The organism is Microbacterium sp. F2 (assembly GCF_052274505.1).
GTDB lineage: Bacteria > Actinomycetota > Actinomycetes > Actinomycetales > Microbacteriaceae > Microbacterium.
Map to the genome: position 1 here is coordinate 381,409 of NZ_JBNVBV010000002.1, position 18,900 is coordinate 400,308.

The 18,900-nt window shown below is 69.8% G+C and carries 16 protein-coding genes; 5 read left to right on the plus strand and 11 right to left on the minus strand.

The features are described from left to right. The 11 genes from ACQVDU_RS06930 to ACQVDU_RS06980 form a co-directional block, all read right to left on the minus strand. Positions 1 to 1,311 (minus strand): cytochrome P450, encoded by a 1,311-nt coding sequence (locus ACQVDU_RS06930; protein WP_443476645.1) that lies wholly within the window; start codon positions 1,309 to 1,311, stop codon positions 1 to 3. A 41-nt stretch (positions 1,312 to 1,352) separates the two neighbouring features. Then, a complete protein-coding gene (locus ACQVDU_RS06935; protein WP_443476646.1) occupies positions 1,353 to 1,757 on the minus strand; it encodes a hypothetical protein in 405 nt (134 codons plus the stop codon). Positions 1,758 to 1,894: 137 nt separating this feature from the next. Beyond that, positions 1,895 to 2,980 (minus strand): UvrD-helicase domain-containing protein, encoded by a 1,086-nt coding sequence (locus tag ACQVDU_RS06940; protein WP_443476647.1) that lies wholly within the window; start codon positions 2,978 to 2,980, stop codon positions 1,895 to 1,897. 185 nt (positions 2,981 to 3,165) lie between these two features. Next, a complete protein-coding gene (locus ACQVDU_RS06945; RefSeq protein ID WP_443476648.1) occupies positions 3,166 to 4,059 on the minus strand; it encodes an intradiol ring-cleavage dioxygenase in 894 nt (297 codons plus the stop codon). After that, the gene (locus ACQVDU_RS06950; protein ID WP_443476649.1) at positions 4,056 to 5,147 is read right to left on the minus strand and encodes a maleylacetate reductase; all 1,092 of its coding nucleotides are present in this window, start codon (positions 5,145 to 5,147) and stop codon (positions 4,056 to 4,058) included. The genes ACQVDU_RS06945 and ACQVDU_RS06950 overlap by 4 nt, the downstream gene beginning before the upstream one ends. A 2-nt stretch (positions 5,148 to 5,149) precedes the next feature. Then, entirely contained in the window at positions 5,150 to 6,946 is a 1,797-nt protein-coding gene (locus ACQVDU_RS06955; protein ID WP_443476650.1) for an FAD-dependent oxidoreductase, read from the minus strand. Positions 6,947 to 7,063: 117 nt separating this feature from the next. After that, the gene (locus tag ACQVDU_RS06960) at positions 7,064 to 8,017 is read right to left on the minus strand and encodes an AraC family transcriptional regulator (protein ID WP_443476651.1); all 954 of its coding nucleotides are present in this window, start codon (positions 8,015 to 8,017) and stop codon (positions 7,064 to 7,066) included. 13 nt (positions 8,018 to 8,030) lie between these two features. Continuing rightward, complete coding sequence (locus tag ACQVDU_RS06965) at positions 8,031 to 9,629, minus strand: FAD-binding oxidoreductase (protein ID WP_443476652.1); 1,599 nt, start codon at positions 9,627 to 9,629, stop codon at positions 8,031 to 8,033. 99 nt (positions 9,630 to 9,728) lie between these two features. Continuing rightward, on the minus strand, positions 9,729 to 10,547 hold the full coding sequence (locus ACQVDU_RS06970) for an SDR family NAD(P)-dependent oxidoreductase (RefSeq protein WP_443476653.1): 819 nt from the start codon (positions 10,545 to 10,547) through the stop codon (positions 9,729 to 9,731). After that, a complete protein-coding gene (locus tag ACQVDU_RS06975; RefSeq protein WP_443476654.1) occupies positions 10,544 to 11,554 on the minus strand; it encodes an alpha/beta fold hydrolase in 1,011 nt (336 codons plus the stop codon). The genes ACQVDU_RS06970 and ACQVDU_RS06975 overlap by 4 nt, the downstream gene beginning before the upstream one ends. Then, the gene (locus ACQVDU_RS06980) at positions 11,551 to 12,753 is read right to left on the minus strand and encodes an FAD-dependent oxidoreductase (protein ID WP_443476655.1); all 1,203 of its coding nucleotides are present in this window, start codon (positions 12,751 to 12,753) and stop codon (positions 11,551 to 11,553) included. Before ACQVDU_RS06980 ends, ACQVDU_RS06975 begins: the two co-directional genes overlap by 4 nt. Before the next feature lie 253 nt (positions 12,754 to 13,006). On the opposite strand from ACQVDU_RS06980, the gene ACQVDU_RS06985 reads away from it, so the two are divergent. The 5 genes from ACQVDU_RS06985 (at position 13,007) to ACQVDU_RS07005 (ending at position 18,752) form a co-directional block, all read left to right on the plus strand. Beyond that, positions 13,007 to 13,933, plus strand: a complete 927-nt coding sequence (locus ACQVDU_RS06985) for a LysR family transcriptional regulator (RefSeq protein WP_443476656.1) — start codon at positions 13,007 to 13,009, stop codon at positions 13,931 to 13,933. A 232-nt stretch (positions 13,934 to 14,165) separates the two neighbouring features. Further along, a complete protein-coding gene (locus tag ACQVDU_RS06990) occupies positions 14,166 to 15,389 on the plus strand; it encodes an ABC transporter substrate-binding protein (protein WP_443476657.1) in 1,224 nt (407 codons plus the stop codon). 15 nt (positions 15,390 to 15,404) lie between these two features. Next, the gene (locus ACQVDU_RS06995) at positions 15,405 to 16,271 is read left to right on the plus strand and encodes a branched-chain amino acid ABC transporter permease (RefSeq protein ID WP_443476658.1); all 867 of its coding nucleotides are present in this window, start codon (positions 15,405 to 15,407) and stop codon (positions 16,269 to 16,271) included. Further along, positions 16,258 to 18,069, plus strand: a complete 1,812-nt coding sequence (locus tag ACQVDU_RS07000) for a branched-chain amino acid ABC transporter ATP-binding protein/permease (RefSeq protein ID WP_443476659.1) — start codon at positions 16,258 to 16,260, stop codon at positions 18,067 to 18,069. Before ACQVDU_RS06995 ends, ACQVDU_RS07000 begins: the two co-directional genes overlap by 14 nt. Next, positions 18,066 to 18,752 carry an ABC transporter ATP-binding protein gene (locus tag ACQVDU_RS07005; protein WP_443476660.1) on the plus strand — a complete coding sequence of 229 codons (687 nt, stop codon included), beginning with the start codon at positions 18,066 to 18,068 and terminating at the stop codon, positions 18,750 to 18,752. The genes ACQVDU_RS07000 and ACQVDU_RS07005 overlap by 4 nt, the downstream gene beginning before the upstream one ends. The last annotated feature ends 148 nt before the right edge of the window (positions 18,753 to 18,900 follow it).

Below are 18,900 nucleotides of genomic sequence, written 5' to 3' on the forward strand. Positions count from 1 at the left end.
TCAGGCCTCCCAGGTGACGGGGACGGACGTGGGGACGCGGAAGGAGAGGTTCTCACGGAAGCCGATCTCGGCGTCCTCGCGCAGGCGCAGGCTCGGCACGGCGGCGATCGTCTCCTCGAGCACGATGCGGTCCTGGAGCTTGGCGAGCATGTTACCCAGGCAGTAGTGGATGCCATAGCCGAACGACATGTGGTTGCGAGCGTCGCTGCGGTCGATGTCGAAGACCTCGGGATCGGCGAAGACGGACTCGTCCCGGTTGGCGGACCCCATCACCAGCAGGACGTTCGCACCAGCGGGGACCGCGACTCCACCGATCTCGGCGTCCTTCAGCGCCTTCCGACGCCACGCGACGATGGATCCGCTGTAGCGGAGCACCTCGTCGATCGCGGCGGGGATGCGCGACGTGTCGGCCACGAGCTCCCCCCAGGTCTCCCGATGCGAGAGCAGGACACGGACGCTGTTGGCGATCAGTGTCGTGGTGGTCTCGTGTCCGGCGAACAGCAAGCTGTAGCACAACGACGCGATCTCGTGATCGGTGATCTCGGCACCGCCGTCCTGCGCGGAGACGAGATCGGCGATGAGGTCGTCTCCGCCGGCGCGATGGGCCTCGACGACGAGGCGCTGGCACTCCTGCCAGTACTCGACGAGGTTGTGGGCGTGCGGGATCTGCTCCTGATCGCTCAGATCACCCCACGTCATGGCGGCGCGCGAGTCCGACCACCGCTTGTAGGTCGGCACCATCGCGGGGTCCACCCCGAGCAGGGTGAGGATCGTGATGGTCGGGATGTCGAACGCGATGTCGGCGAGGAAGTCCCCCGTGCGGTCGGGCGAGTCGAGCATGCGCTGAAGCGCCCGACGGGTGTTCTCGCGGATCGCGGGCTCGAGTGCCTTGTAGCGCCGGGGCGTGAAGGCGCGCTGCGCGATCGCCCGGATGCGCGTGTGGTCGGGCGGTACGCGCGCCGACAGCCCCGAGTAGGCGGTGAAGCCACCCTCCTTCATGATCTGAGTGGCCTCGGGGCCGCGTTCCCGCACGGGGGCCTGCGCGTTCTCGCTCGAGAAGGTCTCCCAGTCCTCGAACACGGCGCGCACGTCCGCCCAGCGGGTCACGACCCAGTAGCCGATCCGCTCGTCGTACATGACGGGCTCCTCCGCGCGCATCTGCGCGTATGCGGGGAACGGGTCGGCCATCTCGAACGGCTGATAGCCGTGGTGCCCGTCGGAGGCGGCTCCGAGAGCGGAGTGGTCGACGGGGCAGCCACCACCCTTCGTGGGCGCGGCATCCGTCGTGGTGTGCGAACGGTGTCCCGACATGTCGCCAACTCCTTCGTCGCAGCCGGTGCGGCTGCTCACATCTAATGACCGAGGCCGCGCTGATTCGAACCGCCATTCCGCTGAGCAGAAGTGACCTGGGCGGAGGCTCTTGCCGGTCGCATCGTCGCGAGGGGGAACGCACCCACGCTCGCCTCGATCCGTCGCGCAATGCCGCGCAACGCCGGAAGGTGACGTTCGAGCATGCCCGCATCCTCCGCGGCGGCGACGAGGCCGAGGGCGGCTCCGATGCCGCCCTCCCGCTGGAACACGGGCACGGCGATGGATGCGCCGCCATGGACGCGCGGTACCGGAACCCTGACGGTGATCCGCGCGTCTGGAAGGCCGGCGATCTCAGCGCCAGAGGCGCAGCATCGCACCAGGGCATGGTTTTCGGCATCCAGTCCCCCTTCACCGGCGCCGTGCACTACCCCCAGGCGGGCAGCCACTGGCGCACCGACCGCGCGACACTTACGAGGGCACGGAGTCGATCCAGGCCCTGCTGATCGGTCGCGACATCACGGGCATGAGCGCCTTCGTCTGACCCGTTCGGACTCGGGCACCCGCCCGAGATCGCCGTCCGTCGTTATTCAGCGTCCTGCGGTGCCGCCGACTGCTGTGCGGCGACCTGCGCGCGCACGTCATCCATGTCGAGCGAGCGAACTCCGTCGATCAGCTGCTGCAGCTGAGGGGCAGCGAGCGCCCCGGGCTGCGCGAACACGATGATGCCGTCGCGGAAGGCCATCAGGGTCGGAATCGAGGTGATGTTGAATCCGGCCGCGAGCTGCCGCTCGGCCTCGGTGTCGATCTTGCCGAAGACGATGTCGGAGTGCTGCTCGGAAGCGTTCTCGAAGACCGGGCCGAACATGCGGCAGGGGCCGCACCACTCGGCCCAGAAGTCCAGCAGCACGATCCCCTCGCCGGAAATGGTCGGTTCGAGGTGGTTGGTGTCCTGATACTCGTCGACCAGGATGTGGCGGAAGCGACGGCGGTAGGTGTCGGCGATCTTCGGGAACGCGCGGAACAGGTAGACGGTCTGCGCGAGGAGGTCGTCGAAGTCGAAGGCGTTCGAGCGCTGCAGGGAGCGCTGGTAGTCGGCGAAGATCTCGACGAAGATGCGCTCGGCCGGGTCGCTCATGTTCGCCGTTCGGGCGTAGGACTCGGCGTCGGCGAGCTCGTTCTTCAGCTTCGAGATGCGGCCCTTGACGCCGGCGGGGGTGAGTCCGTAGCTGTCGCCCTCGTGCTCCTTGATGAGCCGCTTGACGAGGGCACGCGAGTCGCCGGAGTCGTAGATGGTGAACGAGGACTTGAACCCGAACGCCTCGGCCTCGCGGCGCAGGATCCGCACGCAGGCCGAGTGGAACGTCGAGATCCACATGCCGCGCGTCGCCTCGCCGACCAGGGCGTGGACGCGCTCGCGCATCTCGGCGGCTGCCTTGTTCGTGAAGGTGATCGCGAGGATCTCGCTCGGCCAGGCTTCGCGGGCACGCAGAAGCCCGGCGATCCGGTGCGCGAGCACACGGGTCTTGCCCGAGCCCGCGCCCGCGACGATCAGCAGGGCGGGGCCGCGGTAGAGCACGGCCTCGAGCTGGGGCGGGTTGAGACCGTCGAGCAGGTCGCCCAGGAGGGGGTCGTGCGACCCTATTGCGAGGGGCGAGGAGGCTTCGGTCATATCCCCACAAGTCTAGGCGCGCGCGCCGACACCGCCGCGGGGCGGACCCAGGGTCCGCGGCGCGACGGGTCGCTTCGACAGGGTCTCGCGCACATCGGGGAGGAATTCCGAGCCCGATCCGCCCCTCAACAGGGCGTACAAGCCCTTCCGGCCCCAGATCTCCTTCGGAATTTACGCCGGCGGCGCTAGCCCGCCGGCGCGAGCACGATATCGAACCGCACGTCGCTCCACGTCGAACCCGCGACGTCGCGGCCGTCCGGCGTCGCCTCGGTTCCCGCGTGCGGGCGAAAGTCCATCACGAGCGACTCCTTGACCCCGAACACGCTGTCGCTTGCGAGCAGCTCGTCGCCGCGCACGAAGATGTGCGTCACGAGCGTCCGGAAGCCCGGCGCGCTGACCATGAAGTGCAGGTGCGACGCGCGCATCGGCGAGCGGCCGACGAGCTCGAGCAGCTGCCCGACCGGACCGTCGTGCGGGATCGGGTATGGCGTGGGGGTGAGCCCCCAAAAGCGGTAGTCGCCGTCGGCGTCGCTGAAGATGTGTGCGCGCGCGGCCGTACGGCCATCGCTGTACTGCACATCGTAGAAGCCGTCCTCGTCGGCCTCCCACACCTCGATCCGAGCCCCCACGATGGGTCGCCCCGCGGTGTCGCGGACGCTGCCCTCGACCCAGCAGGGCTCGCCGACTGCCCCGAACGACATGTCGCCACCCTGGTCGATCACGGGTGCGTCACCGACGAAGAACGGGCCGAAGACCGTCGCCTCGGTGGCGTTCTCGTATGCCTCGTTGTTCACCGCGACGACCTGCATCGAGGCGCCCAGGACGTCCGAGAGCAGGATGAACTCCTGCCGGCGATTGTCCGTGATGTGCCCGGCCGCGGTCAGGAACGCGATCGCCGCGTTCCACTCTTCCTCGGTCAGCCGCACGTCGCGGATGAAGGCGTGCAGGTGCCGCACGAGGGACCGCATGACCTGCTTCAGCCGCTCGTCGGGCGCGCCGTCGAACGAGGCGACGACGGTCTCGATCAGTTCCTGCTCGCGCGCGGCCTGCTCGCTCGAGATCGGCTGGGTGTCGGTCACTTCTCCTCCTCGTTCGCGGTGATCGGTTCGCCGGCCCAGGCGGCCGCGAGCAGCCGCTCCAGGTCGACGACTCCGACGGGACGCGGGTTGGACATCGGAACGGCGCCGATGATCAGGGTCGCAGCCTCGGGGATCGCGTCCTCGGGCAGGCCGAGTTCGCCGAGGGATGCGGGGGCCCCGAGCTCGGCACGCAGCGCGTAGAGCCCCGGCGCGGCGGGCTCGCCGCCGAGCGCCTCCGAGATGCGGTGTCCGGCCTCGGGCGCGGCCGGCACGTTGAACGCCGCGACGTACGGGAGGACGACGGCGTGGGTCTCGGCGTGCGGCAGGCCGTAGGTGCCGCCGAGCGCGTGACAGATCTTGTGGTGCATGCCCGATCCGGCGGATGCGAAGGCCACGGCGGCGAGATAGGCACCGTAGAGCGTCTGCTCACGCGCGTCCAGGTCGTCCGGGTCGGCGTGCAGCGCCCGCAAACCAGGCACGAGCGCCCGGAGACCCTCGGCCCCGATCGCGCGGTTGATGGGGTCGGCGCGCGGGGCCCAGAGTCCGTCGACGGCGTGCGCGAGCGCGTTGAGCCCGGATGACACCGCCAGCCGCCCGGGCAGACCCCGGCTGAGTTCGGCGTCGTAGACGACGACACTCGGCAGGACGACATCGTCGACCCCGGTCGTCTTGCGTGCCGCCTCGGTGAGCCCCCAGACGTTCGTCGCCTCGGACCCGGCGAACGTCGTCGGGACGGCGACGATCGGTAGCCTCGTGCGCAGGGCCACAGCCTTCGCCAGCCCGGTGCTGGAGCCGCCGCCGATCGAGAGGATTGCGTCCGCGTGCGACGCGCGCGCTCGTTCCGTCGCCTCCTCGGCGCGCTCGACGGGTACGTGCTGGATGACGTCGTGGATGCGGTCGACGACGTCGACACCCGCCGGGAGGGCCGCGACCGCGGCATCCGCGACGGGTATCGCGAATCCGTCGGCGATCAGCAGCACGCGCCGAACGTCGAGGCTCTCGAGGGCGCTCGCGATGTTGGCGGGCGCGGCGCCCGCGCCGAAGATCACGCGCTGGCCGAGCGTGGCGTGGTCGAAGGAGAGGCCCACGGTCAGCTCCGGCTCAGCACGGCGTCGAGGGCGGCGGTGAGCGCCGCGCGGGGGTCCTCGACGAGACCGGTTGAGCGCCACGCGATGATCTTGTCGGGTCGCACCAGGATCGACCCGTCCTCGTCGACGCCGCGGATGCGTGCCCAGTCGAAGTACAGATCCTCCGCGGGACGCCCCGGCCCGATCACGACCGCGGCCACATCGATGCCGAGCTCGTCCGATACGGCGGCCGCGGCATCCGCCCACGCCTGCCCCGCGATCCCGGTGAACAGTGTGAACCGGGTCGAGGGGGCGAGGTCGAGGGTCGACCACTTGTGCGCGTGGTCGCCGACCCAGACGTGCGGCAGCGGCGATCCGGGAACGGTCGAGGCCTGGAAGTACAGTTCGGGATCGCGCGTGGGCTCGGGTGCCGTCTCCCCCTCGCCGCGCACGACCGCGCTCGAGGTGTAGAACTGTCCGAGCTCGACACCGTGGGCGTTGAACTCGTAGTTCTTCAGCTCCATCGCCTGGCGGAGGGCGTCGCGACGGATGCGTCCGGTCTCGGTCGGGAGTTTGCGCTCCTCGATCGCGGCGATCATCTCCGCCTCGTTCTCGGCCGTCGTGACACCCAGGGCCTCGAAGAATCCGCCGAACTCCCGCGAGGACTTGTTGGCGCGGAGGACGATCTGCCGCGCGACGGGCGCCCGCTCGTCCGAGTAGGTGTCCAGCAGGGCGTTGCCTGCCTGACCGCGCAGCACCGCGGCGAGCTTCCACGCCAGGTTGTAGGAGTCCTGCACCGACGTGTTCGAGCCCAGCCCGTTCGACGGCGGGTGCCGGTGCACGGCGTCGCCGACGCAGAAGACGCGCCCCTCGTGCAGCCGCGTGGCGTACATCTCGTTGTTGCCCCAGAGCGAGCTGCCGGTGATCTCGACATCGACGTCCCGCCGGCCGAGCAGCTGGTACACGACCTCCCGCGCGGCGTCGTCGTCGAGGACGGGCGGCGACTGCGAGATGTCGTAGCCCCACACGATGAGCCACTCGTTCCAGGGACGCACCATCCGCACCAGGCCGGCGCCGATCCCGCCGACGTTCGCGCCGGGCTGGACGACCCAGTAGAGCACCGACGGGCGGTGCCCGACGAGGGACGTCAGGTCGGCCCGGAAGGTGATGTTCATCGAGCCCGCGATGTCCATCTGCCCCTCGTAGGGCAGCCCGAGGTCCGCGGCGACCTTCGACCGGGCGCCATCCGCGCCGATCAGGTACTTCGAGCGGACGCGATACGGTACGCCCGTCACCCGGTCGAGCACCGTCGTGGTGACCCCCGTCTCGTCCTGCACGTGCGAGACGTACTCGCTCGAGAATCGGGTCTGGGTTCCGCGCTGGGTGGCGTTGCGCACCAGGATCGGCTCGAGCAGGTGCTGCGGCATGTCGCAGTTGAGTGTCGGCGAGGCGGCCTCGTAGTCCGCGTGCCGCTCGGGGCTCGTGCCCCAGGTGAGGATGCGTCCGAACTCCTCCCCCGCGATCGACGAGCAGAACACCGTGTCGCCGATCAGCTCGTGCGGCGTCGCGAGCGCGTTGACTTCGGCCTCGATGCCCATATCGCGGAAGAACTCCATCGCGCGCTGGTTCGTGATGTGCGCGCGGGGGGTGTTCGCCGTCCACCGGTACTTGGTGATCATGATGTTCGGGATGCCGTAGGTCGACAGCGCGAGCGCCGCGGCGCCGCCGCTCGGACCCGAACCGACGACGAGCACATCCGTCTCCACGATCCCGTGTGTCGGCAGCTCGGTATCCGCGAGGCCATCCTGGAATTCCGACATCGAAACCTCCGCATCGCCCGCGTCGTCGCGGGACCCGCCCAGTCTGCCCCGGCCGGGGATCCCGCGACCCGGAGAGGTCCCGGATGGACTATCCGCTGTCCGTCAGCGACAAACCGATCAGGCTCGTCCCGCCCGCGCGCGCACCTGCGTCGGGGTCTCCTCGAACCGCTCGCGGAAGACGCGCGTGAAGTGAGCGTGCGACGAGAACCCGCTGTTCTGCGCCACCTCGCCGACGGAGGGCGCACCCGAGGACCCGAGCAGGCGATGCGCCAGCTCGAGCCGCATCTCGAGGATCACCCGGGCGGGGCCCGCACCCGTCTCGGCGAAGATGCGGCTGAGGTGGCGCTCGCTGACCCCAACGTGTGCCGCCACGTCGTTCACCGACAGGCGCGGGTCGCGCAGGCGGCGCTCGATGTAGGCCAGCGCGCTCGCGCGGTAGCCCCGCGCGCTGCGTCGCGCGTCGCCGCAGAACAGCGTGCGGATGAGCTCCTGCACCCGTTCCGCCGCGCCGTCCAGGCCCGCGTCTGGCTGCTCCAGCGACGCGGCGACGACCCGCGCGAGCTCGGATGCGTGCTCGTTCTCGTCCGCGGGCCCCGCGAAGTCCATCGTCACGGGCCTGCGCGGCGCGCCACCCTCGGACAGCTTCTCGAACAGCGGCTTGGGAACCGTCAGCACGAGCTCCCGCAACCCGCCCGCGAATCCGCGCATGAACGGACGGCTCGTGTCGCAGACCAGCAGACCCCCGGGTCGCTGCACGTGGACGCCGTCCTCGTCGTAGAAGAACGACTCTCCGCGAACGGTGAAGTAGAAAGCGATGCTCTCCTGCGTCGATCGCGAGATCTGGCGTTCGTCCCGCCGCACGACATGCGGGTTCGCGCTCACGTGCGCGAACTGCAGGTCGCCCAGGCGCAGGTTCCGCTCCGTGGCCTCGAGGGCGGCACCGTTGAGCGTGCGCGCCTCGAGAGCCACGAGCGCCCGCGCGTTGTGCTCCTCCCACTTCTCGACGCGCTCCGCCTCACACAGACCCCGGGTCGAGAAGTGCTCTCGCCGCGCGTCGTATCCGTGCTGCATGCTCAGCCTCCGTTCATGCCCGCTCCCGCGCCTCTTCGCGCAGACGCCGCGGCCAGATGCCCTGCTTTCCCGGAGCGAGGATGCCCTCGGGGTCGATCGCGTCCTTCAGGGTCTCGTAGAACCGGCGCATCGCGTGGTCGTTGAAGTCGAAGGTGTCCTGCACATTGTCCATGTTCGACAGGTGCGCGCGATACTCCCCGTAGCCCATCGCCGCCGACGTCGCGACGAGCTCGCCGCAGAGGTCGCGGGCCCGTGCCGCGGCCGGTTCGTCCGCGGTGTCGTAGACCATGAGCGTCACGTGCATCATCGACCGCTCGCGCAGCAGGAATCCGCCGATGTAGTCGAATCCAGCCTGCTCGGACGCGGGCCGCACGAGGTCGGTGATCGTCCGGCCGTCGCGGCCCGTCAGCGGCAGCACGGTCGAGAAGCCGATGTGGCCGCCCTCCCCGCCCGCCCAGCTGCTGGTGTTGAGCAGCTGCATGTCCGGGATGCCCGCCTGCACCTTGCCGCTCTGGTCGAGCGACTCCGGGTCGATCTCGTCGCCGCGCATCTTCGTTCCGGTGATGTTGATCCCCGGGATGTGCTCGAGCGCCCGCGTGATGTTCTCGAACTGCGCGTCGACGACGTTCTCGCGGCCGTAGAGCGCGAAGCGCAGGTTCCACATGCCGAGGTTCGGGATGCTCGACACGATCGCCTTCGAGATCTCGAACGGGATGGGGCCCTCGCCGTCGTAGAAGTCGGTCCGCTTGCCGACCACGGCGAGCGCGCCCGAGGCGGTGAACACCGACGGGTAGTTCGGGATGGTGCGGTCGATCATGAGCGGACGCACGGCCTCGAGAAGGTCGGGCAGCTGCTCGTCGTCATCGATCGTGACCCAACCCGTGAGGTAGAACTCGGGCTCGGGCATGCACCACAGGCCCATCTTCGTCACGATGCCGAAGTTGGACTGCATGAACAGGCTGTCGACCATGGGGCCGAAACCTCGCTTGGAGAGGTGCCACGAGGGGTTGTCCGTCATGGCCCCCATGCCGGTGCGCAGCAGCTCGCCGTTCGGCAGCACGACTTCGATGCCGCAGACGCTGTTGGCGCGATCGCCGTTGACCGTGTAGCCGAAGCCGTGCTCGAGCGAGTTGCCGACGACGCTCCCCCACCCGATGTCGGGGCAGTCGACCCAGATGCGGTGGCCGTTCGCCTGCGTGTAGTCGTAGAGGTCGTTGAAGGACACTCCGGGTTCGACGACGACGTAGCTGAACTCTTCGTTGACCTCGAGCACCCGGTTCATGCGGCGGAGGTTCACGACGACCGTGCCCGCGTGGCGCGGGGCGGACCCGCCGTAGCCGTTGTTGCGGCCCTGCGAGTTGGCCCAGAGCTCGATGCCCAGACGGTTGGCGATGCGGACGACGGCCTGGACCTCCTCGACGGTGGCGGGCTGCAGCACCGCGGGCGGCAGGTACTCGGTCCATTCCTTCGGCGAGTAGGTGTCTGAGTACTCCCGTCGCGTCTCGGGGTCGGTGTGGACGTTCTCCGCCCCGATCACCGCGCGGAATTCCTCCAGCGCGGCCTGGAATGCGGAATCGGCGAGCGCGTCCTCGGTCGAATGGGTGATGGTCATGGGGTTACCTCCCGGCGTCTTCGGCGGAATCGACCACGGGCGTGGCCAGTCGGATAGGGGTTGTCGGATAGGGGTTGTGGTCGTCGGATCGGGTTGTGGTCAGTCAGCCAGCGGATGTCTGGCGGCGGCATCCTCGAATGCCGCCTCGATGCGGGCGTGGCGCTCGCGCACGATCGGCAGCATCTCGGGATGCGTCACGATGTACAGGTCGCCGGCGCGGATCGCCTCGACGACGAGCGCTCCGACCTCGCCGGGATCGAGCGCGCGGCCGGGTGGGATCTGGTCGAGCTGGGGCGGTGCTCCGCGTCCGCCGCCCTGGCGATTGCGCTCGCTGTCGGCGATGGCCGTGTTGACCAGCCCCGGCACGAGCACCGAGATGCCGACCCCGGCTCCGGCCGCGGCGAGCTCCTGCGCGACGGTCTCGGTCAGCGCGACGACCGCGAATTTCGACGCGGCGTACGCGGCCATGCCGGGGGCGTCGAAGAGCCCGGCCATGGACGCCGTGTTCACCATCCATCCCGACGCGGAGGTCTCGCGCAGCAGGGGCAGGAAGACGGTCATCCCGTTGATGACGCCCCCGAGGTTGACGTCGAGCACCCAGCCGAAGTCCGAACGGGTGAGGGTGTCGAAGGGCGCGAGGTATCCGACACCGGCGTTGTTGCACACGATGTCGACGCGACCCCACCGCTCGATGACGAGATCGGCGAGCGCCTGGACTTCCTCCGCGCGGCTGACGTCGAGGCGGAACGGGAGGGCGCCGATCTCGGCCGCGGTGGCATCCAACGGGCCCTGCTCGATGTCGGCGATGACGACCTCGGCACCCGCGGCGATCAGGGCCTCGGCGATGCCGCGGCCGATCCCCGATGCGCCGCCGGTAACGACGGCGACCAGCCCGTCGAACGATGGGGGCCCGCTCACGCGCCGCCCTCCCCGACCCCGGCGAACCAGTCCGTGATCACGGCGAGCACCTCGGCGTTGTTGAGCTCGAGCATCATGCCGTGGCCGTTGCCGAGGATCCCCGCGTCCTCCAGACGGAGGAAGGTGCTCGAGCAGCCGGTCTGGTCCAGGAACGCGCCCAGATGCCCGTCGAAGTAGCGGAAGGGCGACGCCGGCGCGGTCACGATCGCGATCGGCACGCGCGCCAGGTTGGGCAGTCGGCGCGCCGGCTCCTCCTGCAGCGCCAGCGGCACGGGCCCGCTCGTGTCGACGGCGATCCGCAGGTCGTCGGGGCTCTCGGCGGGCGGGTCATAGGCGAGCGGCGCGGCGGCCAGACCCCACGGCAGCAGGATGCCGGCCTGCGGCTGACCGAGGAAGGGGGGCCCGATGGTCTCGACGGCGGCGAGGCCGAGCACGAGGTCGGGACGCGTGTCCGCCGCGAGGAAGGCACCCGGCCCACCCGCGGAGTGGGCGACAACGAACGCCGGCCCGACCTTCTCGAGCAGCGCGACGAGCCGGTCCCGCTCGACTTCGTGCATCCCCGCGGTGTCCGCCATCATCGGCCCCTGCGACGCGATGAACTGCTCGAACACGGCGTCCGAGGCATCCAGCGCGCCCGGCCACTGGGTGTGGGGCGGGAGCGGCGGCCCCGCGGGATCCTCGAGGAAGATGGCCCGGAGCGCCTCGCTGCCCCACGTGGGGGCGGGGTCGCCCAGCACGGCCGGGTCGTACGGCGAACGCCCGTGTCCGGGACGGTCGACGACGTAGACGGGGTGCCCCGCGGCGGCGAGGAGGGGCGCCCAGCCCGGCCGCCCGTCGGGCGTGACGAGGTAGTCGGTGCCCTGGCCGCCGCCGCCGTGCACGAGCACGACCGGCGGCCGCTCGGCGGCATCCGGGCGCTCCCATTCGACATACATCGGGGCGCGGAGCACCGTGCCGGCCGGGGTCGGAGCGGTGTCCGCCGTTATCCAGAACGATCCCCGAGTCATGTCACGACCTCCGTTCCCGTCACGACGGACGGTGTTATCAAAGCACGCATCGCCAGCAGGTCCTGGCGCCGGAATTCGCGGTCCGCGACCAGATGCCGCAAGCCGCCCAGCAGCTGCGCCTTCTCCTCCGGCGGGTGCGGGTCGAACAGCATCCGCTTGTTGGCGCTGGCCGCCGGGGAAGCCACGTCGAGGTAGACCCGACGGCGCAGGGTGGAGTAGGCGTCGAGCACGCTGTCGTCCGCCGCACCCCGGATGACCGCGGCGAGCGCCTCCGTCAGCACGAAGGAGTCGAGGAACCCCCCTGTGAGCCCGAGGCCGCCGACCGGATTCGTGATGTGCGCGGCGTCGCCGGCCAGCAGCACCCGCCCCACGCGGAACGTCTCGGCGGCGCGCTGGTGCATGCGGTAGGGCTGGAACTGCACCAGCTCGTACGCGGCGCCGCCGGGCATCCCCACCGAGAAGTGCTCGTGGATGCGCTCCTCCAGCCCCTCGTCCGGCAGGTCACCAGACTCGCGGAACGTATACCGCCACAGGTTGTCGGCCGTGATCTGGGCGATGATGGCGCCGTACACGGGATCGATGCGCCAGTTGGCGATCTTGAGCCCCTCGGCACCGAGGTCGGCCCGGATGTTGGTCGAGATGAACCGGTCGGGCCAGGTCATCCCCTCGAACCCGAGGCCGACCGACTTGCGGACGACGCTGTTGGCGCCATCCGTCCCGATCAGCCAGGCGGCCCGGAGCCGCTCGTCGCCGTCGGCGCCGGTGAACGCGACCGTCACGCCGTCCTCGTCCTGGGCGATCTCGGTGACCTCGGCGCCGAATCGCAGGTCGACGTTGTCGAGCCGCTCGAGCCGACGCACCAGGATCCGGCTGATCTGGTCCTGCCCCAGGTGCAGCGTGTACGGGTGCGCGACATCGTCGGCGATCGCGTCGAGCGAACTGTGGAACTGCTCCCCGGACGCGTAGTCGATCAGGTTCATACCGTCGCCCAGCAACGCCTCGGCCGTGAGGTCATCGAGGATGCCGAGCTTCTCGAAGCCGTCGTGCACGAAGAACAGGTACGCCATCGCGCGGGGGGCCGTCACGACGGTGTCGCTCTTCTCGAGCACGGTGACATCGACGCCTGAGGTTGCCAGGCCGTAGGCGGTGGCCAGACCCACGGGTCCGCCTCCGACGACGATCACGGTCGGGTTTGTCATAGATATCCCTGTCGACACTCGTGCCGGCGCGGCCGATGAGCGGACCGGGATACCCGGGGTGGAACTCGGATCGACGTCGCTGGCGAACTCCCGCCGTTCGAGGCGGTCATCCCACCGTGCATCAGCGCCGCGCACAGGTCCAATGCGCATCGGGTAGCGCCTCATGCGCACGACTCATGAGCATCTCCCGGACTCCGCGCCACGCGCTGGGGTACGGTGAAGTACTCCAGGTCACGGTGCAAGGAGGCACGCCATGGAGATCCGCAATCTGCGCCACTTCGTCGCCGTGGCCGACACGCTCAACTTCCGCGTCGCCGGGGAGCGCCTGCACCTGACGCAGCCGGCCCTTACGCGGTCGATAGCCGCGCTCGAGCAGGAGCTCGGGGTCACGCTCTTCCACCGCGACACCCGCGGCGTCGCGCTCACCACGCACGGCGCGCAGCTGCTGCAACGGGCCCGGGGAGTGCTCACCGGTGCCGACGAGTTCACCTATGCCGCACACGCCCTGCGCGCGGCATCCCCCCGCCAGGTGCACGTCGGCGTCTACGGCAACGGCCTGGCCGAACTGACTCACCCCGTGCTCGAGGCATTCTGCGAGCGCTACCCGAGCGCCGAGATCCAGGTCCGCGACGCCGACTTCGCCCGCGGAATCGAACCCCTGATCTCGGGCGAATACGACATCGCCTTCCTGCGCGCTCCGGTGGATCTACCGGTCCTGCGCACGATCCGCCTCTTCTCGGAACCCATGGACCTGCACGTCTGGGAGGGCCATCGGCTCGCGCGCGAGGAGATCGCGGACATCCGCGACATCTTCGACGATGCGTGGGTGACGCTCCCCCCGAGCATCCCGGCACCATGGAGCGCCAGCTGGCTGTTCGCCGAACAGCGCGGGGGCCTCGCGCCCAACATCGGCGCCTTCGCCCGGACCGAGGGCGAGTTCGACGCGGCGGTGGCGTACCGACGGATGAGCGGGGTGCTGCCCGCGTCCGTGCATCGGCTGCGCGGCCAAGCGGGCGTCTCGGCCGTGCGCGCACGGAAGGCACCGCTGTCGCATGTCGCCGTCGCCTACCCCGCCACGGGGTTCTCCCCCGCCGCGGCCGCCCTGGCCGAGATCGCCGTCGATGTCGCGGGGCGCCGCCTCCACCTGGTGCCCGAGGCGGAGCGTCCCCCCGCCGCCTGAGACCGGGAGCGATGCACGGCGCGCATGAGCACGTGCGTACCCGGCATTGGACGCGGGCTCCCGCGTCGGTCACATTCGAACCATCACAGCGGTCACGGCCCCGCCGTGGTGTCAACGAACGACATCCCGGCGATCCAGTGGGTGCCCCCAGCCGCTTCAGAACGTGAGGACGGCGTCGTCCTGGCGGGGTGGAGCCGCGGGAGTCTCGCTGACGAACCCGAAAGGCACCACCATGAAGACGACACGTCCGCTCGCGGCTCTCGCCGCGACATCCCTCGCAATGATACTCGCGCTCGCCGGCTGCAGTTCCGACTCGTCGGACGGCGGGTCGACCGCGGCGACCGATACCCCGATCGTCGTGGCCGCGCTCAGCAGCCTCTCGTTCTTCCCCGAGGCTCCCGAAGCGGTGCAGGCCGTCTTCGACGAGTACAACGCCAACGGCGGTCTGAATGGCCACCCCCTCGAGTACGAGGTGTACGACGACAAGGCCGATCCTTCCGCGTCGGCCACGGCGGCCCAGGACGCCCTCTCGTCGGATGCAGTCGCCCTCGTCGGCAGCTCGTCGTTGCTCGACTGCCAGGTCAACCACGAGACGTGGGAGACGAACGGCATCGTGTCCATCCAGGGCACGGGCGTCGACCCCTACTGCTTCACCAGCTCGAACATCGCCCCCACCAACACCGGGCCCTACTTCGGGGCGTTCGCGGCCCTGTACTACGGGTCGGAAGAGCTCGGCTACGAGAACATCTGCGCCGTCTTCACCCCCGACAGCCCGGCTATCCAGTCCGCGTTCGAGCAGGCTTTCGACGCCTGGAGCGAGGCGACCGGCAAGGAGCTGCTGTACGTCGACGACACCCTGACCCGCGGTCAGGCCTCCTACGCGGCGAACGTCTCGACACTCAAGTCCAAGGGCTGCGAGACGATCTTCGACGGCGACACCGGCGACCCCGTGCTGAAGTTGCTCGGTGAGGCATCCAACCAGGGGCTCGAAGTCCCGGCGCTCGCGCTGACCTCGAGCTTCTCCGACGCGTTCGCGCAGGGATCCACTTACGGCGGAGACATCCACCTGATGGCCGAGTTCGCGCCGTACTTCGATGAGAGCATCGACGGCAACACCGAATGGGCCGAGCTGATGGACGAGTACGGCGTCGCGAAGACCTCCTTCGCCCAGGGCGGGTACCTGGCGGCGGAGTACTTCATCGACATCCTCGAATCGATCAACGGGGACGTGACGCGCGAGTCCTTCACGGCCGCCGCGAAGGCGATGTCGACGCCGATCGACCTGGCCATGGCCCAGTCCGAGTGGATCTTCGGCGACGCGGACGCCCACCAGCCGAACGACACCGCCTACGCCGTCGAGCTCAAGCCGGGTTCGGGCGAGTGGACGGCCGTCGGGCCGCTGCTGGACGGCGCGGACCTTGGATGGAGCGGCATCACCGTCGCCGCTTCCAACTGAGTCAGCGGCTGCAGAGTGGATCTGATCTTCGGCGGACTCGTCGTCGGGCTGACCTCGGGCGGACTCTTCGCGATCTTCGGAGTCCTGCTCACCCTCACGGCGCGACTCACCCGGGTGGTCAACCTGTCGCAGGTGGCCGTGGGGGTGTTCGGGGCGTACCTCTCGATCAACCTCACGCGCCAGCCGCTGCCGCAGTGGCTGTCCGTCACGATCGCGATCGTGGCGGCAGCCCTGCTGTCGGCGGGCGTCGGATGGGTGATCTCGCGCTGGTTGGGCGAGGCCAGCACGACGGCGCGGTCGGCCGTCACGGTGGGAACCCTGCTGGGGCTGATGTCGGTGTCGTACGTCGTCTTCGGCACGCAGCCCCAGCAGCTCCGGCCGCTGGTGATCGGCCCGCTCTTCTCGATCGGCAACGTCGCCGTCACCAAAGTGGGGGTGCTGCTGCTGGGCATGGCGATCGTCATCGCGTTCGGCTCCTGGGCGCTGCTGACCTGGACACGGCTCGGCGTGCGGCTGCGCGCCGTGGCCGACCGCCAGACCGCGGCGGAGCTGATGGGCGTGAACGTGCGGCTGCTCCAGGTCCTCGTGTGGGCGTTCACGGGCGCTATCGCTGGGCTCGTGATCTCGATCGTGGGAAACGCGCAGGCCGCGGGCGCGGGGTCCATGATCACGCTGCTCATCCCGGCCGCGGCGGCGGCGCTCATCGGAGCCTTCCGGAGCCTCTGGCTCACCGTCGTGGGCGGGCTGCTGGTCGGCGGCGTCCAGGGGATGCTGACCTCCATACCCGGCCTGACCCTCATCGCCGACTGGGTTCCGATCATCCTGATCGTGATCTTCCTGCTGTGGAACCAACGCAAGGAGGTCTGGGATGCCGCGCGCTGACCACCACACGCTCATCCGACCGACGGTCGCGCCCGGCGCGTCGCCGTCGAGTCCCCCGTGGCTGCCCTGGGCGGTCCTCGGTGTCTCGCTCGCGGTGGCCCTCGTCGCCGCGTTCACGCTGCCGGACTACTGGCTGCTGATCGCCACATCGGTCGTGGTGTCCATGACCTCGTTGATCGGCCTCGGGATCGTCACGGGCAGCGCCGGGATGATCGCGCTGTGCCAGATGACATTCGCCGCCGTCGGCGCCTGGGTGCTCGACTTCCTCATGACGCAGACGCCCCTGCCGACCTGGTTCGGCGGTTTCGCGTTCATCGTGGCGATGATCGTGGGCGCCCTGTCGGCGGCCATCCTGGGGTTCGTCGTCTCGCTGCCCGCGCTGCGTCTGCGCGGGGTGAACCTGGCCGTCGTCACGCTCGGCGTCGCCGCCGCCGCGGATCTCACGCTCGAGCGGGTATCGTTCCCGGACCAGTGGCGCGGCAGCACGATCGCCCGCCCCTTCGGCATCCCGGGCGTCTCGGACCTGTCGGGCAACCGCAACTACTTCCTGTTCGCCGCCGCGGTGGTCGCGATCATCGCCGTTTCGGTGTTCTTCCTGCAACGCAGCCGCGTCGGCGCGACGTGGCGCTCGGTGGCCTTCTCCGAGCGCGTCACGGCATCGGCCGGCACGAGCGTCGTATTCGCGAAGGTCAGCGCGTTCACCGTGAGCGCCTTCATCGGCGGCATCGCCGGCGCCCTGTTGATCGGGCAGCTCGGCACCGCCAACTATGGCACCTTCCACACGCTGAACTCGCTCGGTCTCTACCTGCTCTCGATCGCGGTCGGCGCCCACTTCCTCGAGATGGCGTTCCTGGGCGCCCTCATCGTGGTGCTCGTGCCCGAGCTGCTCAAGGAGTGGCGCCTCCCCCTCGACTGGTCGGGCATCGTTTATGCCGCCCTCGGCATCCTGGCACTCACGACCAACTCCAACCTGGGCGACGACATCCGCAAGGCCGTGTTCCGCCGCCGTCGGCGCCTCGGATCCGACGAGTCCGCTTCCCGCCTGACGTCGCTGCCGAGGCTGCCGGTCGCGGTTCCGCAGCCCCCCGGAGAGGTCGTCCTGGATGTGCAGGGACTGACCGTGGCTTTCGGGGCGGTAAAGGCCCTCACCGGGGTCGACCTGCAGCTCCGGCGCGGCGAGATCCGCGGCCTGATCGGACCCAATGGCGCCGGCAAGTCGACGCTGATCGATGCCCTCACCGGATTCCTGCCCGAGCACGGTGGCCGCATCAGCGTCGGCGGAGAGGAGATCGACCGACTCCCGCCCCACCGGGTCGCGCGGGTGGGTCTGCGTCGCACGTTCCAGCAAGACCGTGTGCCGTCCACGCTCACGGTGGGTGCCTACGTGCGGTTCGTTGCGCGGGGCAAAGCCTCACCCGAAACGATCGACGAGGCGCTGGCCTACCTCGGCTGTCCGCCGCAGGCGACGGCGCTGCAGAACGTGGATGTCGGAACGCGCCGCGTCATCGAGGTCGCGGCCAATCTCGCCGCACGGCCGCTGGTGCTGATGCTGGACGAGCCGGCTGCAGGGCTCTCGCACGAGGAACATCTCGCGTTCGCCGATCGACTGCGGGGCATCCCGGAGCACTTCGGCACGACGCTCCTGATCGTCGAACACGACCTCGACCTGGTGCGGAGCGTGTGCACCTCGGTCACGGTGCTCGACTTCGGCGAGGTGCTCGCGTCGGGCACCGCCGAGGAGGTCCTCGCCGATCCGCGCGTCGCGCGGGCGTACATGGGAGAGGGAGAACTGCTGTGAGTCTGCTCATCGAAACCGTCACCGTGCGCCGCGGCGTGGGACCTGTCCTCTCGGACGTCACCCTCGAGGTGGCGCCCGGACGCATCACGACACTCGTCGGGCCGAACGGCGCGGGCAAGACGAGCCTGCTCGAGGGCATCTCCGGCATCCTGTCGACCGTCTCGGGAAGAATCTCGATGGACGATCGGGACCTGCGGCGGATGTCGCGACGCCGCCGATCGCTCGCGGGCCTGAAACACGTCGAGCAGGGGCGCGCGATCTTCCCGAACCTCACGGTGCGCGAGAACCTGCAGTTGACCAGCCGCACCCGCGCGGACTTCGACGCGTCCGTGGCGCTCTTCCCCGAGCTGGAGCGGCGCCTCGAGTCGGCGACGAAGCTCCTCTCGGGCGGGGAGCAGCAGATGGTCGTGCTGGCGCGCGCGTTCGCGGCCCGCCCCCGCTACCTGCTGATCGACGAGATGTCGCTGGGGCTCGCGCCCGTAGTCTTCCTCAGGCTGCTCCCGGTCATCCAGGGCGCCGCAGCGGATGGTGTCGGCGTGTTGCTGGTCGAGCAGTTCGCCCGTCACGCGCTCGCGATCGCCGACGACGCGGTGGTGGTCGCGAATGGGCGGGTGTCGTATCAGGGTGCCCCCGAGCCGCTCGTCGCGGACGAAGAGATGCTGCGCAAGGTTTATCTCGGCTGAGGGCGCGCGTCGAAGGGACCCGGCCGGCTCCGCTGCCGGCGACCCCGTACCTCGGAAAGGAAACCGAGCCCGATCCGGGCTGCAGCGGTCGCTCGAGCGGCATCCGGCCCCAATTCTCCTCCGAGATGCACGCTCTGGGCGTGCCACA

Excerpts from the sequence above, each read along its gene's own strand:
- ACQVDU_RS07000 (WP_443476659.1), top strand. The coding sequence starts at position 16,258 with ATGCCGCGCGCTGACCACCACACGCTCATCCGACCGACGGTCGCGCCC.
- ACQVDU_RS06975 (WP_443476654.1), bottom strand. The coding sequence starts at position 11,554 with ATGACTCGGGGATCGTTCTGGATAACGGCGGACACCGCTCCGACCCCG.
- ACQVDU_RS06985 (WP_443476656.1), top strand. The coding sequence starts at position 13,007 with ATGGAGATCCGCAATCTGCGCCACTTCGTCGCCGTGGCCGACACGCTC.
- ACQVDU_RS06955 (WP_443476650.1), bottom strand. The coding sequence starts at position 6,946 with ATGTCGGAATTCCAGGATGGCCTCGCGGATACCGAGCTGCCGACACAC.
- ACQVDU_RS06960 (WP_443476651.1), bottom strand. The coding sequence starts at position 8,017 with ATGCAGCACGGATACGACGCGCGGCGAGAGCACTTCTCGACCCGGGGT.
- ACQVDU_RS06965 (WP_443476652.1), bottom strand. The coding sequence starts at position 9,629 with ATGACCATCACCCATTCGACCGAGGACGCGCTCGCCGATTCCGCATTC.
- ACQVDU_RS06930 (WP_443476645.1), bottom strand. The coding sequence starts at position 1,311 with ATGTCGGGACACCGTTCGCACACCACGACGGATGCCGCGCCCACGAAG.
- ACQVDU_RS06940 (WP_443476647.1), bottom strand. The coding sequence starts at position 2,980 with ATGACCGAAGCCTCCTCGCCCCTCGCAATAGGGTCGCACGACCCCCTC.
- ACQVDU_RS06990 (WP_443476657.1), top strand. The coding sequence starts at position 14,166 with ATGAAGACGACACGTCCGCTCGCGGCTCTCGCCGCGACATCCCTCGCA.
- ACQVDU_RS06980 (WP_443476655.1), bottom strand. The coding sequence starts at position 12,753 with ATGACAAACCCGACCGTGATCGTCGTCGGAGGCGGACCCGTGGGTCTG.